The 16,815-nt window shown below is 62.1% G+C and carries 11 protein-coding genes; 9 read left to right on the plus strand and 2 right to left on the minus strand.

What is annotated here, in order from left to right; genetic code table 11:
- Positions 1-24 precede the first annotated feature (24 nt).
- A complete protein-coding gene (gene xthA / locus QWI20_RS22095) occupies positions 25-837 on the plus strand; it encodes an exodeoxyribonuclease III (RefSeq protein WP_369307226.1) in 813 nt (270 codons plus the stop codon).
- A 140-nt stretch (positions 838-977) separates the two neighbouring features.
- Positions 978-2,330, plus strand: a complete 1,353-nt coding sequence (locus QWI20_RS22100) for a substrate-binding domain-containing protein (RefSeq protein ID WP_369307227.1) — start codon at positions 978-980, stop codon at positions 2,328-2,330.
- Between the two features lie 254 nt (positions 2,331-2,584).
- Here QWI20_RS22100 and QWI20_RS22105 read toward each other — a convergent pair whose 3' ends face one another.
- Positions 2,585-3,817: an acyl-CoA dehydrogenase gene (locus QWI20_RS22105; protein ID WP_369307228.1), complete on the minus strand. Its 1,233-nt coding sequence runs from the start codon at positions 3,815-3,817 to the stop codon at positions 2,585-2,587.
- 157 nt (positions 3,818-3,974) lie between these two features.
- Between QWI20_RS22105 and QWI20_RS22110 the strand changes: the two genes are divergently transcribed.
- From QWI20_RS22110 to QWI20_RS22140, 7 genes are all read left to right on the plus strand, one after another.
- Entirely contained in the window at positions 3,975-4,922 is a 948-nt protein-coding gene (locus QWI20_RS22110) for a LysR family transcriptional regulator (RefSeq protein WP_369307229.1), read from the plus strand.
- A gap of 445 nt (positions 4,923-5,367) precedes the next feature.
- On the plus strand, positions 5,368-5,748 hold the full coding sequence (locus tag QWI20_RS22115) for a MerR family DNA-binding transcriptional regulator (protein WP_369307230.1): 381 nt from the start codon (positions 5,368-5,370) through the stop codon (positions 5,746-5,748).
- Positions 5,749-5,801: 53 nt separating this feature from the next.
- Complete coding sequence (locus QWI20_RS22120) at positions 5,802-6,701, plus strand: hydroxymethylglutaryl-CoA lyase (protein ID WP_369307231.1); 900 nt, start codon at positions 5,802-5,804, stop codon at positions 6,699-6,701.
- A gap of 689 nt (positions 6,702-7,390) precedes the next feature.
- Positions 7,391-8,554 (plus strand): isovaleryl-CoA dehydrogenase, encoded by a 1,164-nt coding sequence (locus tag QWI20_RS22125; RefSeq protein ID WP_369307232.1) that lies wholly within the window; start codon positions 7,391-7,393, stop codon positions 8,552-8,554.
- Positions 8,555-8,570: 16 nt separating this feature from the next.
- On the plus strand, positions 8,571-10,178 hold the full coding sequence (locus QWI20_RS22130) for a carboxyl transferase domain-containing protein (RefSeq protein WP_369307233.1): 1,608 nt from the start codon (positions 8,571-8,573) through the stop codon (positions 10,176-10,178).
- Between the two features lie 17 nt (positions 10,179-10,195).
- Positions 10,196-11,017, plus strand: coding sequence for a gamma-carboxygeranoyl-CoA hydratase (locus QWI20_RS22135; protein ID WP_369307234.1), 822 nt, complete (start codon positions 10,196-10,198; stop codon positions 11,015-11,017).
- The gene (locus tag QWI20_RS22140; RefSeq protein ID WP_369307235.1) at positions 11,017-12,993 is read left to right on the plus strand and encodes an acetyl-CoA carboxylase biotin carboxylase subunit; all 1,977 of its coding nucleotides are present in this window, start codon (positions 11,017-11,019) and stop codon (positions 12,991-12,993) included. Before QWI20_RS22135 ends, QWI20_RS22140 begins: the two co-directional genes overlap by 1 nt.
- Positions 12,994-13,259: 266 nt before the next feature.
- Here QWI20_RS22140 and QWI20_RS22145 read toward each other — a convergent pair whose 3' ends face one another.
- Positions 13,260-16,745, minus strand: coding sequence for an indolepyruvate ferredoxin oxidoreductase family protein (locus QWI20_RS22145; protein ID WP_369307236.1), 3,486 nt, complete (start codon positions 16,743-16,745; stop codon positions 13,260-13,262).
- Positions 16,746-16,815 lie beyond the last annotated feature (70 nt).

The raw sequence follows: 16,815 nt of genomic DNA on the forward strand, positions 1-16,815 counted from the left end.
AAGGAGCTGCCAGGAGCGCCGCCCATGAAACTTGTGTCTTTTAATATCAACGGCCTTCGCGCCCGACCGCATCAACTGGCGGCGTTGATCGAGAAACATCAGCCCGACGTCATTGGCTTGCAGGAAACCAAGGTCTCCGACGAGCAATTCCCCCAGGCCGATATCGAAGCGCTGGGCTACCACGTGCATTTCCACGGGCAGAAAGGCCATTACGGCGTCGCCCTGCTCTCCCGTCAGCCGCCGCTGTCGATTCATAAGGGCTTCGACAACGACGACGAAGACGCCCAGCGCCGCTTCATCTGGGGCACATTCGCCGATCGCAACGGTAATCCGGTGACGGTCATGAACGGCTATTTCCCACAGGGCGAAAGCCGTGATCACCCGACCAAATTCCCGGCGAAGCTGCGCTTCTACGCAGATCTGCAGAACCTGCTGGAAACGAAATTCAGCAATGACCAGCCGCTGGTGGTGATGGGCGACGTCAACATCTCTCCGGAAGACAGCGACATCGGCATCGGCGCCGACAACGCCAAGCGCTGGCTGAAAACCGGCAAGTGCAGCTTCCTCCCGGAAGAGCGCGAGTGGCTCGGCAAGCTCAAGAGCTGGGGCTTGGTGGACAGCTTCCGCCACCTGTACCCGGAAGTCGTCGATCAGTTCAGCTGGTTCGACTACCGCAGTCGCGGTTTTGAAGACGAGCCCAAGCGCGGCCTGCGCATCGATCTGATCCTCGCGTCACACGGCCTGCAACCGCGCATCAAGGCGGCGGGCGTTGATTATCACTTGCGTTCCATGGACAAACCGTCCGACCACGCGCCGATCTGGCTTGAGCTGGAATAGCCGAATTATTAAATGATGAGCCGCATGGCGCCCTGCCTGCGGCTTGCTCCTCCAACGCGCAGGAACCCGCGATCTGTCATCTGGCCGTCATCCGCCTGTCTTATTCTCCGGCCACCTCCGCTCATATAAAGATGCCGCACATGCTGCGCACTCGCGTTTTCCTTGTCCTCTCTTCACTCCTTGCCGCCGCCCTCTCGGTCAGTGCAGGCGCGGCTGCGCTTCCGGCGCCGACTGACGGCTCGCCCGCCTTGCGCATTCAGGGCTCGAATACGATAGGCGCGCAGCTGGGGCCGGCGCTGGTCAAAGGCTTGCTGGCGCAGCAAGGCGCACTGGCGATTCAGGAACAACCGAGCGCGCGCCCTAACGAACTGCGCATTACCGCCCAATTGCCCTCGGGCCAGAACGTCAGCATCGACATCGCTGCCCACGGGTCGAGCACCGGGTTTGTGGCGCTGAAGGACGGGTTGGCCGATGTGGCGGCATCATCAAGACCGATCAAGAACAACGAGGCTATCGAGCTGGCGGCCCTGGGCGATCTGCGCAGTCATGAGGCCGAGCAGGTGATCGCCATCGACGGCGTGGCAGTGATTCTTCACCCCGGCAACCCGCTGCGGGAGCTGAGTACGGCGGAACTGGCGAAAATCTTTTCCGGCGAGATCCGCGACTGGGAGCAACTGGGCGGCCCCGCCGGGGCTATCCATTTATACGCACGGGATCAACAGTCCGGCACGTTCGACACCTTCAACGAGCTGGTGCTGGCCAAGTCCGCCAAGACGCTGTCGAAGGAGGCCAGGCGCTTCGAGTCCAGTGAGGAACTGTCCGACCAGGTCAGTCAGGACCGTCAGGGCATCGGCTTCATCGGCCTGCCCTATATCCGCCAGGCAAAGGCTGTGGCGATTATCGACGGTGAGTCAAAACCGATGCTGCCCACGGTCAGCCTGATTGCTACCGAAGACTATCCGCTGTCGCGCCGCCTGTATTTCTACCTGCCGCCCGACTCGCGGCAGCGCTGGGCCAAGGCGCTGGTGCGGTTCGCCCAAAGTCCACAGGGCCAGTCCATCGTCGCGCAGAACGGGTTTGTGGCGCAGACGGTTCAGGCGGTGAAAGTGCGGGCGACGGCGCAGATGCCGCTGGAGTACCAGAACCTGGCGCGCGAGGCCGAGCGGCTGTCGGTGAATTTCCGTTTCGCCCAGGGCAGCGCGACGCTGGACACCAAGGCGATGCTCGATCTCAAGCGCGTGGTCGAGTACCTGAAGGCCCATGACAAGCTGGATCAGAAGGTGACGCTGGCGGGGTTTGGCGATGCCAAGAGCGATCCGGCGCGGGCGCAATTGCTGTCAAAACTGCGCGCCATGGCAGTGCGCCGAGAGCTGCTGAAACATCAGGTGGTGCTGCGTGACGTGCGCGGGTTTGGCGACGAAATGCCGGTGGCGGCCAATGATGGCGATGAAGGCCGGATCAAGAACCGCCGGGTGGAGGTTTGGGTGGAGTGAGGCGGTTGAGGCACGCAGCTACTGTGCAAACCATTCACTATCCTGTCGTGGGATAGCTCCGCAATCGCGCTGCGAACGGGGTCTATGTGGGAGTGAGCTTGCTCACGAAGAAGGCATTTCAGGCGCTGAAAATTTGAAAGATTTACCGACTTCTTCGCGAGCAAGCTCGCTCCCACAAATTGCTTATCATCAGAAAAATTTGCGGTGCCGTCGCGCTCGATGAAACCCCGCTCGCTGGCGCCCCCGCCCATCGATCACCGATGCTCGCTGCGCATCATCTCTTTGGGCACATACTTGCCGACCTCGAATTTGCCAATCGCCGCGCGGTGCACTTCGTCCGGCCCATCGGCCAGGCGCAGGGTGCGCTGCATGGCGTACATGTAGGCCAGCGGGAAATCGCCGGACACCCCCGCACCGCCGTGCATCTGGATCGCCCGGTCGATTACCCGCAGAGCAACGTTCGGTGCGACCACTTTGATCTGCGCGATCTCGCTCCTCGCCACCTTGTTGCCCACGGTGTCCATCATGTAGGCGGCCTTCAGGGTCAGCAGGCGCGCCATGTCGATCTCCATACGCGAGTCGGCGATCTTGTCGATGTTGCCACCCAGTCGCGCCAACGGCCGGCCGAACGCGGTGCGCTGAACCGAGCGTTTGCACATCAATTCCAGCGCTCGCTCCGCCATGCCGACCGAACGCATGCAGTGGTGAATCCTGCCCGGGCCCAGACGACCCTGGGCGATTTCGAAGCCGCGTCCTTCGCCCAGCAGGACGTTTTCGTACGGCACGCGCACGTTCTCAAACAGCACTTCGGCGTGACCGTGGGGTGCATCGTCGTAGCCGAACACCGGCAGCGGACGGACGATCTTCACCCCCGCCGCGTCAGTCGGTACCAGAATCATTGAATGCTGTTGGTGACGCGGGCCGTCCGGGTTGCTCAGGCCCATAAAGACCATGATCTTGCAGCGCGGGTCACAGGCGCCGGAGGTCCACCACTTGCGTCCGTTGATGATCCACTCATCGCCATCGCGTACGGCGGTCGCGGCCATGTTGGTGGCATCCGAAGACGCCACGTCGGGTTCGGTCATCGCAAACGCCGAGCGGATCTCGCCGCGCAGCAAGGGTTCCAGCCACCGCTCCTTTTGCGCGTCATTGGCATACCGCACCAGCACTTCCATGTTGCCGGTGTCCGGTGCGGAACAGTTGAACGGCTCCGGGCCCAGCAGCGAGCGGCCCATGATCTCCGCCAGCGGCGCGTACTCAAGGTTCGACAGCCCTGCCCCAAGCTCGGATTCCGGCAGGAACAGGTTCCACAGCCCCTCGGCTTTTGCCTTCGCCTTGAGTTCCTCCATGATCGCCGTCGGCTGCCAGCGATCGCCTTCGGCCACCTGACGCTCGAACACCGGCTCGGCCGGGTACACGTAAGTGTCCATGAAAGCGGTCACGCGCTCGCGCAGTGCCTGAACCTTGGGGGAGTAAGCGAAATCCATGGGGCTGCTGCCTTCTGTGAGGTGTTGTCAGGTCGTGATCCGATGCTAGAACAGCGCCCCCCATTTATCTAACATATTCTCGGCGTGTATAAACATTCATAACCGATATATGATTCGGCGCATTCCAAACAACAAGAACTGCACGAGGCGCACAGCAATGAACCTGAGCAAGGTCGATCTCAACCTCTTTATTGTGTTTGACGCCATCTACACCGAGGCCAACCTGACCCGCGCCGGGCAGATCGTGGGCATCACCCAGCCTGCCGTGTCCAACGCCCTGTCGCGCCTTCGCGAAACCTTCAACGATCCGCTGTTCGTGCGTACCGCCCAGGGCATGGTGCCGACGCCGATGGCGCAGAACATCATCGGCCCGGTGCGCAATGCCCTGTCGCTGCTGCGGGTGTCGGTGCAGGAGAGCCGGATCTTCAATCCGCTGCAGGCCAACAAGAACTACCGCATCAGCATGACCGACCTCACCGAGGCGGTGATCCTGCCGGCGCTGTTCCAGTGGCTGCGGCGTCTGGCGCCCACCGTGACCATCGAAAGTTTTCTGTCCAAGCGTCGTGAAACGACCAAGGAACTTGCGGCGGGCCGACTGGATTTCGCCGTGGACGCGCCGTTGAACACCGACCCGCAGGTGCGCCACGTCAAGCTGATGGAAGACCGCTATGTGTGCGCCATGCGCCGCGGCCATCCGCTGGCGAACAAGGACGCCATCAGCCTGGATGACTACCTTGGCGTTGCGCACATTCACATTTCCAGCCGACGCAGTGGCTTGGGCTACGTGGATCTGGCCTTGGGGAAAATGGGCATTCAGCGCAAGGTCGCGTTGCGCTCGCAGCATTACCTGATGGCCTCGCAAGTGCTGCAGCAGACCGACATGGTCATGACCGTTCCAGAGCGCTTCGCCCGGCGCAATGACCTGCATTTTGTCTATCTGCCGGTCAACGACGTGCCGACGGTGGAAACCCACCTGTACTGGCACGAAAGTACCGACCAGGACCCGGCGAACCGCTGGATGCGCGAGCAGATTATTGAGCTCTGCCAACTCGTTACCGCGCAGGAACGCAAGTTGGGCAAGACCCTTGAAGCAGCGGTGAAGTAGACCTTTGGGTTCCGGCCAGTAGCAACGGATGCACGCGGTCTTTTAGTGCAGGCTGTGTGAAAACCCTCCACCAAAAATGAACTGCGCGCTCTCACGTGAATTTTGCAAATGCTCGCGTGGTTTGCAGACTCAGATTTCGCGTAGAAACGCATTTTTTAGTACATTTTTTGAGCAGTGCATCGGCGTTCGGGGTTTTCACACAGCCTGAGTGGGACCGGCTTTAGCCGGGAAGAGGCCCGTATGAACACCATCAATTTCAGGTGTGACTGCCGACGCCTTCCCGGCTAAAGCCGGACCCACTATCAGAACGCGATCCCAGCGAGAACGCGGTGATCCAGTGGGACTGCTTCAGCCGGGAAAAAGGTAGAGGTATTGATAACGCCGCTTGACGTTAACGTAAAGCCCAACTTACGTTACGCCCATGCCTTCCGTATCGAGCACTGCCATGACCGCTACCACCTACAGCATCTCCGACCTCGCCCGCGAGCTGGACATTACCACCCGCACCATCCGTTTCTACGAAGAACAAGGCATGCTCAGCCCCGAACGCCGCGGCCAGGAGCGTATTTACTCCCCCCGTGACAAGGTCACCCTCAAACTCATCCTTCGTGGCAAGCGCATCGGCTTTTCCCTGGCAGAATGCCGCGACCTCATCGGTCTGTACGACCCCGCCGGTGGCAATCACAAACAATTGAGCACCATGCTGGAGAAAATCGCCGAGCGTCGTGCTCAACTGGATCAGCAACTCCTGGATATCCAGCAAATGCAGCTGGAGCTGGACACCGCAGAAGAACGCTGCAAGGCCGCACTGGAAATCTCCATTTGATTCAACCAGATAGTCCACAACTTAAAGCCAAACCTTTCAGGAACGATGCCGATATGTCTCTCCCTCAACGTGTGCGTCTGGTTGAAGTCGGCCCTCGGGATGGCCTGCAGAACGAATCCCGCCCCGTCAGCGTCAGCGACAAACTGCAGCTGGTGCATGACTTGGCCGACGCCGGCGTCAGCTATATCGAAGCGGGCAGTTTCGTTTCACCAAAATGGGTGCCGCAGATGGCCGGCTCCGCTGAACTGTTCGCCGGCATTCAACGCAAGGATGGCGTGACCTACGCCGCACTGACGCCTAACTTGCGGGGGTTCGAAGACGCCCTCGCTGCTGGCGTGAAGGAAATCGCCGTGTTCGCTGCCGCCTCGGAGTCGTTTTCCCAGCGCAACATCAACTGCTCGATCAGCGAAAGCCTGGACCGGTTTCTGCCGATCATGGAAGCCGCTCGCCTGCACGGCATCAGCGTTCGCGGCTATGTGTCCTGCGTGCTGGGTTGCCCCTATGAAGGTGACATTGCGCCGAAGCAAGTGGCGGCAGTTGCCAACGAGCTGTATGCCATGGGCTGCTACGAGGTGTCCCTCGGCGACACCATTGGCACCGGCACGCCGGGCGCCACCCGCACGCTGTTCGACATGGTCGCCGGCCAGATCCCGCGCGGCAAACTGGCCGGGCATTTCCACGACACCTATGGCCAGGCACTGGCGAACATCTACGCCAGCCTGCTGGAAGGCATTCAGGTGTTCGACAGTTCCGTGGCCGGCCTCGGCGGCTGCCCCTACGCCAAAGGCGCAACCGGCAACGTGGCCAGCGAGGACGTGGTTTACCTGCTGAATGGCCTCGGCATCGAAACCGGTATCGATCTGGACACGCTCATTGCAGCCGGTCAACGCATCAGCGACACCCTCGGTCGGGCGAACGGCTCGCGGGTGGCGAAGGCACGTCTGTCGGCCTGATGTGCGACAAGTTGTCACACAGTGTTACCCTGCCCGCCATCGCGTTCAGGGAAACGGGTAACACGGAAACACCTGGCGACAGATTCAACAGTGAATCCAGGCCGGTGGAGTCCGCAAAACCCCGAAAACCGGGACTTCTCTAAAGTTGGCATGGCTTCTGCTATGTCTTACGTACAACAAAAATAACAAATGCAATAACCCAATAAAAACAAGACGTATCGGCTCTGACATAACAAGAACAACACGGACAGAGACGCAGCTAACTGATTTTTTTGGAGTGGATCGCTCTACTTGAGGCCCTGGCCTCATGACCGGACTGAGAACAATAAAACTGCGTTTAAGCAGCTACCAGACCAGTCGGATCGAAAGATCGAAGCGGATCAGCGCTCAAAAAAATACGTTTGCTCTTGGCCCCGTTTGGGGGTCGCTCAGAAAAGCAAAAGAGGCTGGCTGACAAAAATAACAACAGGCCACCTAACAATAAAAACGAGCATGCAATCGAACTTGAAGGGGAGCCCAGGCTCCCCTTCGTGCTGTCCGGCATTTGTAAACCTCTCTCCCTTCCGTTATTCCCCGGGCCAACGCCTCGTTCCCGTTGACATCAACATGACCGCAGGCTTACGTTAACGTAAAGGTGCACATCATCTTCCCCCCTGACAGCCCTCCAATAACAACACGGGATGCAGTCCATGAATTACCCCACGCTCAACTTCGGCCTCGGCGAAACCCTCGACATGCTGCGCGATCAGGTGCGTGCCTTCGTCGCTGCCGAGCTTGCCCCGCGCGCTGCACAGATCGACAAAGACAACCTCTTTCCCGCCGACATGTGGCGCAAGTTCGGCGACATGGGCCTGCTGGGGATTACCGTCGATGAGGAGTACGGCGGCGCAGGTCTTGGCTACCTGGCACACGTTATCGCCATGGAAGAAATCAGCCGGGGCTCTGCCTCTGCGGCGCTGTCCTACGGCGCCCACTCCAATCTCTGCGTCAACCAGATCAACCGCAATGGCACCCCCGAACAGAAAGCCCGCTACCTGCCCAAGCTGATCAGCGGCGAGCACGTCGGCGCCCTAGCGATGAGCGAGCCCAATGCCGGTTCCGATGTGGTCTCGATGAAGCTGCGCGCCGACCGACGCGGCGACCGTTTCGTGCTCAACGGCAGCAAGACGTGGATCACTAACGGTCCTGACGCCAATACCTACGTGATCTACGCCAAGACCGACCTGGAAAAAGGCGCCCACGGCATCAGCGCGTTCATCGTCGAGCGCGACTGGACCGGCTTCTCGCGGGGCAACAAGTTCGACAAGCTCGGTATGCGCGGCTCCAACACCTGCGAGCTGTTCTTCGATGACGTCGAAGTGCCGGAAGAAAACCTGCTCGGTGCGCTGAACGGTGGCGTGAAGGTGCTGATGAGCGGCCTGGATTACGAGCGCGTCGTGCTCTCCGGCGGACCGGTCGGGATCATGCAGGCGTGCATGGACGTGGTGCTGCCCTACATTCACGACCGCAAACAGTTCGGCCAGAGCATCGGCGAGTTCCAGCTGATCCAGGGCAAGGTCGCCGACATGTACACCCAGCTCAACGCCAGCCGCGCCTACCTGTACGCCGTGGCCCAGGCCTGCGAGCGCGGCGAGACCACGCGCAAGGACGCCGCCGGGGTGATCCTCTACGCCGCCGAACGAGCGACGCAATTTGCCCTGGAGACCATCCAGATTCTCGGCGGCAACGGCTACATCAACGAATTCCCGGCCGGACGACTGCTGCGCGACGCCAAGCTCTACGAGATCGGCGCCGGCACCAGCGAGATCCGCCGCATGCTGATCGGGCGTGAGCTGTTCAACGAAACCCGCTGACCGCGCCGGAGGCCCCATGACCACTCTGCACACCCAGATCAACCCGCGCTCGCCGGAGTTCGCTGCCAACAGTGACGCCATGCGCAAGCAGCTCGATGCGTTGCACAGCCTGCTCGATCACGTTCAGCGCGGCGGCGGTGCCAAGGCGCAGGAACGCCACACCTCCCGGGGCAAAGTGCTGCCCCGCGAGCGAATCAATCGGCTGTTGGACATCGGTTCGCCCTTCCTCGAACTCAGCCAGCTCGCCGCCCATGACGTGTACGGCGAAGACGTCCCGGCTGCAGGGCTGATCGCCGGCATTGGCCGGGTCGAAGGCGTCGAATGCATGATCATCGCCAACGACGCGACGGTGAAAGGCGGCACGTATTACCCGCTGACGGTGAAAAAACACCTGCGCGCCCAGACCATCGCCCAGCAAAACCGCCTGCCGTGCATCTACCTGGTGGACTCCGGCGGCGCTAACCTGCCGCGCCAGGACGAGGTGTTTCCGGACCGCGAGCACTTCGGCAGGATCTTCTTCAATCAGGCCAACATGAGCGCCGAGGGCATCGCCCAGATCGCGGTGGTCATGGGTTCCTGCACCGCCGGCGGCGCCTATGTGCCGGCCATGGCTGACGAAACCATCATGGTCCGCGAGCAGGCGACGATTTTTCTCGCCGGGCCGCCGTTGGTGAAAGCCGCCACGGGCGAAGTGGTCAGCGCCGAAGACCTTGGCGGGGCCGACGTGCACTGCAAGGTCTCCGGGGTGGCCGATCACTACGCCGACAGCGATGATCACGCACTGGCGCTGGCCCGGCGCTGCGTGGCCAACCTGAACTGGCGCAAGCTCGGCCAGTTGCAGACCCGCACGCCCCAGGCGCCGCTGTATGCCGATGACGAGCTGTATGGCGTGATCCCGGCAGACGCCAAGCAGCCGTTCGACGTGCGCGAAGTCATCGCGCGGCTGGTGGACGGTTCTGTGTTTGATGAATTCAAGGCGTTGTTCGGGACCACGCTGGTCTGCGGCTTCGCCCACCTGCACGGCTACCCGATCGCCATCCTCGCCAACAACGGCATCCTCTTCGCCGAAGCCGCTCAGAAAGGCGCGCACTTCATCGAACTGGCCTGCCAGCGCGGCATTCCGCTGTTGTTTCTGCAGAACATCACCGGCTTCATGGTTGGCCAGAAGTACGAGGCCGGCGGCATCGCCAAGCACGGCGCCAAGCTCGTTACTGCGGTCGCTTGTGCCAGGGTGCCGAAGTTCACGGTGATCATCGGCGGCAGCTTTGGCGCGGGGAACTACGGCATGTGCGGCCGCGCCTATGACCCGCGCTTTCTGTGGATGTGGCCCAACGCGCGCATCGGTGTCATGGGCGGCGAACAGGCCGCCGGCGTGCTGGTGCAGGTCAAGCGCGAACAGGCCGAACGCAGCGGCCAGACCTTCAGCGCCGAGGAAGAAGCCGCGTTGCGCCAGCCGATTCTCGATCAGTACGAGCATCAGGGCCATCCCTGGTATTCCAGCGCCCGGCTGTGGGACGACGGCGTCATCGACCCCGCCCAGACCCGCGACATTCTCGGCCTGGCCATCAGCGCCTCGCTCAACGCCGCCCTCGAACCGACCCGCTTCGGCGTGTTCCGGATGTGACCCGAGAGAATCGCCCCATGAATGATTTTGCCACCCTCGACATCGCCCTCGACTCACGAGGGTTCGCCACGCTCTGGCTCAACCGGCCGGAAAAAAACAACGCCTTCAACGCGCAGATGATTCGCGAGCTGATCATCGCCCTGGATCAGCTGCAGCGGGACGACAGCCTGCGTTTTCTGCTGTTGCGCGGACGCGGGCGACATTTCAGCGCTGGCGCCGACTTGGCCTGGATGCAGGAGTCGGCCAACCTCGATTACAACACCAACCTGGGTGACGCCCGGGAGCTGGGCGAGTTGATGTACAACCTCGCCAAGTTCAAAGCGCCGACCTTGGCGCTGGTGCAAGGCGCGGCCTATGGTGGCGCGCTGGGTCTGATCAGTTGCTGCGACATGGCCATCGGCGCCGACGACGCACAGTTCTGTCTGTCGGAAGTAAAGATCGGCCTTGCCCCGGCGGTGATCAGCCCGTTCGTGGTGCAAGCGATTGGCGAACGTCACGCGCGACGCTATGCGCTGACCGCCGAACGGTTCGACGGCACCCGTGCGCGGGAAATCGGCATGCTGGCCGAGTGTTACCCCGCCGCCGAGCTGGAACAGCAGCTGGAACACTGGATCGCCAACCTGCTGCTCAACAGCCCCCAGGCCATGCGCGTCAGCAAAGACCTGCTGCGCGAAGTCGCCGACGGTGAGCTGACCCCTGCCCTGCGCCGCTATTGCGAGAACGCCATTGCACGCATTCGGGTCAGCGCCGAAGGCCAGGAAGGTCTGCGCGCGTTTCTGCAAAAGCGCGAACCGGCCTGGCGCGGCGAACCCTGCATCCCACAAGGAGAGTCGCACTGATGAGCGTCCCGCACACACACCCGCTGCATTCGGTGCTGATCGCCAACCGGGGCGAAATCGCCTGCCGGGTCATGCGCACGGCCAAGGCCATGGGCCTGACCACCGTCGCCGTGCACAGCGCCACGGACAGCAACGCGCGGCACGTCCGCGAGGCTGACATCGCGGTGAACCTCGGCGGCAGCAAGGCCAGCGAGAGCTACCTGCAAATCGACAAGCTGATTGAGGCCGCCAAAACCAGCGGCGCCCAGGCCATCCACCCCGGTTATGGATTTCTCTCGGAAAACGCAGGCTTTGCCCGCGCGGTCGAGCAGGCAGGCCTGATTTTCCTCGGCCCGCCCGCCTCGGCCATTGACGCCATGGGCAGCAAATCGGCGGCCAAGTCGCTGATGGAAACCGCCGGCGTGCCTCTGGTGCCCGGCTATCACGGCGACGCCCAGGACGCCGCGACCTTCCGCGAAGCCTCCGCCCGCATCGGCTACCCGGTGCTGCTCAAGGCCACGGCCGGCGGTGGCGGGAAGGGCATGAAGGTGGTCGAGCGCGACGAGGACCTGGCCGAAGCGCTAGCCTCGGCCCAACGTGAGGCGCAGTCGTCGTTCGGCGACTCGCGCATGCTCGTCGAAAAGTACGTGCTCAAGCCGCGCCACGTGGAGATTCAGGTGTTTGCCGACCAGCACGGCCACTGCCTGTACCTCAACGAGCGCGACTGCTCGATTCAGCGCCGTCATCAGAAGGTCGTTGAAGAAGCTCCGGCGCCGGGCCTGACACCGCAAATGCGTCAGGCCATGGGCGAAGCGGCTGTGCGTGCGGCGCAGGCGATCGGCTACGTCGGCGCGGGGACGGTGGAGTTTCTGCTGGACGCCCGTGGCGATTTCTTCTTCATGGAAATGAACACGCGCCTGCAGGTCGAGCACCCGGTGACCGAGGCGATCACCGGGCTGGACCTGGTGGCCTGGCAGATTCGCGTGGCCCAGGGCGAGCCGCTGCCGATCACCCAGGCCGAGGTCCCCCTCAACGGTCACGCGATTGAAGTGCGACTGTATGCCGAAGACCCGGCCAACGACTTTCTCCCTGCGACCGGAACGCTGTCGCTGTATCGCGAATCCTCGCCGGGGCCGGGACGTCGCGTGGACAGCGGCGTGGCGGAAGGTGACGAGGTTTCGCCCTTCTACGACCCGATGCTCGGGAAACTGATTGCCTGGGGGGAGACCCGCGAAGAGGCGCGCTTGCGGCTGCTGGCGATGCTGGATGAATTCGCCATCGGCGGCCTGCGCACCAATCTGGCGTTTTTACGCCGCATCATCGCGCACCCGGCCTTCGCCGAAGCGGAACTGGACACCGGGTTTATCCCTCGCTATCAGGACGATCTGTTGCCGCCGGCCGAGGGCTTGACGGAGGCGTTCTGGCAGCTGGCAGCGCGGGCATACCTGAGCACCGCGCCAGTGGCGGTCAGAACCGACGACGCCCATTCACCCTGGTCAACCACCCACGGCCTGCGCCTCGGCGGTCCTGGCGAAGTGACGTTGCACTTGGCGTGTGGCGCCGAAACCCGAAGCATCGTGCTGCGTGGTGACTCGCAGCAAGGCATTCGGCTGATCGGCGAGCGCTTGTTGATCGAGCGGGACGGCGTGCGTCACCAGACGATTGCAATTCGTCGGGCCGACACCTTGTACCTGCGCTGGCAGGGCGACGTGCATGCCATTCGCCCGGTTGATCCGATTGCCGAAGTGGAGTCGAGCCTAGGCCATCAAGGCGGCCTCACCGCCCCCATGAACGGCAGTATCGTTCGGGTGTTGGTCAGCGTGGGCGAACAGGTGCAAGTCGGTACACCGCTGGTGGTCCTGGAAGCGATGAAAATGGAACATAGCATCCGCGCGAACACGGCGGGCACCGTCGCAGCGCTCTATTGCGCCGAAGGGGAGATGGTCAAGGAAGGGACGGTGCTGGTGGAGCTGGCCGCTGTGGCAGAGAGCCAATGATCCGCTGGCGGCTGGCTGACCGCAGCTATGTAGGACCGGCTTTAGCCGGGAAAGCGCCAGTGGTCACACCGCGAAATTAAGGATGTTAACACTGGCCTCTTCCCGGCTAAAGCCGGTCCCACTAAAAGCATTGCGTGCAGCCATTGAGATCGGGTGTGAAATCGAATTGTGGGACCGCGTGCATCCAGTTGAATTTGAACAGTCCAACAATTTATCGCGTTCAGCCAGTGAGATCAGAGGAGGCCTGAACGGCCTCCTCCATGTCCTCACGCCGCTACTTCATACAACTTCAGCACTTCAACCTCGCCACTGACCAGGCTCTGGCGCATCCGTGCCGCCTGCAGTGCCGCTGCTTTCATGGCGCTTTCCTTGACGTGACCATAACCGCGAATGCGCTCCGGCAGGCGCGCCAGGTTCAGCGCGGTGTGCCGGTTGCCTGCGCTCAGGTGGCCCAGGATCAGTTCGATATCTCCCACGTAAGCATCAATCAACTCGCGTTCCTGACGACGCTCGACGCTGCGGCCGAACGGATCGAGCACCGTGCCGCGCAGGAATTTGAATCGCGCCAGCACGTCGAATGCCTTCAACATCCATGGCCCGAAACTGCGCTTGCGCGGGGTGCCGTTGTTCGGGTCGCGCTTGGCGAGCCAGGACGGTGCCAGGTGAAACTCGATGCGGTAATCGCCCTCAAACTGCGCTTCAAGCTGACGGGTGAAGTCGCCATTGCTGTACAGCCGCGCCACTTCGTACTCGTCCTTGTAGGCCAGCAGCTTGAAGTAGTTGAACGCCACCGCCTCGGTCAGCGCAGGCGGCTGGCCCGGGAACAACCGCGCTTCGGCATCCCTCACACGATTCACCAGAGTCAGGTAACGCTCGCTCAGCGCCCCGTTCTGATAGGCGATCAAGCCGTGGACATTGCGTGTGACGCGCTCTTCCAGGGTCAGGTGTTCAGGGTCCGGCGTTGGCTGGGTCTGCGGATTGGCAGCCGCTTGCACCGCTCGCAAGTCAAACGCTGCACGACGCCCCCACAGGAACGCCTGCTGATTCAGATTGACCGCCACGCCGTTGAGCTCGATGGCCTTCTCGATGGCCGCAGAGGTCAACGGAATCAGTCCCAGCTGGAAGGCATAACCGAGCATGAAGAGGTTGCTGGCGATGCTGTCGCCCATCAGTTTGGTCGCCAGGTCCGTCGCCTGCACAAAGTGCGTTTTTTCAGCGCCGACGGCTTCGCGGATGGTCTGCATCATCGCTTCGGCCGGGAACTCGGCGTCAGGATTGCGGGTGAATTCGGCGGTCGGCGTCTGCTGACTGTTGATCACCGCATGGGTTTTCGCGCTGTTGAGTTTGGCGATCGCATCGGGGCCGGACGCCACCAGCAGGTCGCAACCGAGCAGCAGATGTGCCTCACCGGCGGCGATGCGCACGGCGAACAGATCTTCTTGCCGCGCGGCGATACGAATGTGGCTGACCACCGGGCCAAACTTTTGCGCCAGACCGGCCTGGTCTAGCACGCTGCAGCCTTTGCCTTCCAGATTGGCTGCGTAACCGAGCATCGCACCGACGGTGGTCACGCCCGTTCCGCCGACGCCTGGCAGCAAAATGTTGTATGGCTGAGTGAGGCTCGGAAGTGTCGGCTGCGGCAGTTCAGCGAACGCCTGGGCCTGCTTGGGCAACTGCGGCTTGCGCAGCTTGCCGCCATGCACGGTCACGAAGCTTGGGCAAAAACCCTCGACGCAGCTGAAGTCCTTGTTGCACGCGCTCTGGTCAATTTCGCGCTTGCGCCCTTCCGGGGTTTCCTTCGGCAGCACCGACAGGCAACCCGACTTGACGCCGCAATCGCCGCAGCCTTCGCACACGGCCGGGTTAATGATGGCGCGCTTGTCCAGATCCACCATTGTCCCGCGTTTCCGACGACGGCGTTTTTCCGTGGCGCAAGTCTGGTCGTAGATGATCACCGACACGCCCTTGAACTCACGCAACTCGCGCTGCACGGCGTCGAGGTCGCTGCGGTGGTGGAACGTAGTGATCGGCGCAAACTGCTCTCGGCTCGGGTATTTCTCCGGTTCGTCCGAGACCAGCGCAATGCGCTGCACGCCTTCGTTGAACACCTGCCGGCTGAGCTGATCCACCCGCAGCACGCCGTCGATGGGCTGGCCGCCGGTCATGGCAACCGCGTCGTTGTAGAGAATCTTGTAGGTGATGTTGACCTTTGACGCGACCGCCGCCCGCAGCGCCAGGTGCCCGGAGTGAAAGTAGGTGCCGTCGCCGAGGTTCTGAAACACGTGGGGGGTTTCGGTGAACGGCGCCTGACCGATCCAGGTCACGCCCTCGCCGCCCATCTGGGTAAACGTCTCGGTTTCCCGGTCCATCCAGATAGTCATGTAATGGCAGCCGATCCCGGCCAGGGCGCGACTGCCCTCCGGCACACGGGTCGAGGTGTTGTGCGGGCAGCCTGAGCAGAAATGCGGGGTGCGCTGGGTGTTGAACAGCGGCGCGGCAAGGGCTTTTTCCTTGTCGGCCAGAAATTGCAGGCGCGCGTCGATTTTCGGGCTGCTGTAGATCGGCGCAAGGCGTTTGGCGATGACCCGGGCGATCATTGCCGGGGTCAGTTCAGCCAGGTTGGGCAACAGCGAACGGCCCTCTTCATCGAATTCACCGACCACGCGCGGGCGTTGATCCACCGGCCAGTTGTACAACTGACCGGTGAGCTGATCCTCGATCACGCTGCGTTTTTCCTCGACCACAAGGATTTCATCCAGCCCTTCTGCGAAGCCGTGCACCGACACCGGCTCAAGTGGCCAACTCATGCCGACCTTGAGCACGCGAATGCCCACCGACGCGCACAGGTCTTCGTCGATACCCAGCTCTTCCAGGGCCTGACGCACGTCGAGGTACGACTTGCCGGTGGTGATGATGCCCAGACGCGGCTGCGGCGAATCAATCACCACTTTGTTGAGGTGGTTGGCCCGGGCGAACGCACGGGCGGCGTAGATTTTGTAGGTATTAAGCCGGGCTTCCTGAGCGAGGGGCGGATCGGGCCAGCGAATGTGCAGGCCGCCTTCGGGGATCTGGAAGTCTTCGGGGATCTGCGTCTGGATGCGCAGCGGATCGACTTCGACCACGGCCGAGGAATCGACGTTTTCGGCGATGGTCTTCATGGCCACCCAGCAACCGCTGTAGCGTGAAAGCTCCCAGCCGATGATGCCGTAATCGAGGATTTCCTGGACGTTACTGGGGTTGAGCACCGGGATCATGGAGGCGATGAACGCGTGTTCGCTCTGGTGCGCAATGGTCGAAGATTTGCAGCCATGGTCGTCGCCGGCGAGGATCAGTACGCCGCCCTTTTCAGCGACGCCGGCCGAGTTGCCGTGCTTGAACACGTCGCCGCAGCGATCAACGCCCGGGCCTTTGCCGTACCAGAGGGCGAAGACGCCGTCGTATTTGCCGTGGGGGAACAGATTGACTTGCTGACTGCCCCAGACCGCCGTCGCGGCAAGCTCTTCGTTGACGCCGGGCTGGAAATGAATGGCGTTCTGCTGGAGATATTCCTTGGCGTCCCACAGGCTCTTGTCGAGGTTGCCCAACGGCGAGCCGCGATAGCCGGAGATAAACCCGGCGGTGTTAAGCCCGCGGGCTTCGTCGCGCTGCTTCTGCAGCATCGGCAGGCGGGTCAGCGCCTGGGTTCCGGTCAGGTACAGATTGCCGGTTGCGAGTCGGTACTTATCGTCCAGACGAATATCAGCCAGGGACATTCAGGCACTCCTTTATTTTTATTAGTGCGTTTTGAATGCGGCGCCAGCGGCGTTTGCAGCCTTACGAGCG

The sequence above is a fragment of the Pseudomonas sp. W2-17 genome, from assembly GCF_041060445.1.
Lineage (GTDB): Bacteria > Pseudomonadota > Gammaproteobacteria > Pseudomonadales > Pseudomonadaceae > Aquipseudomonas.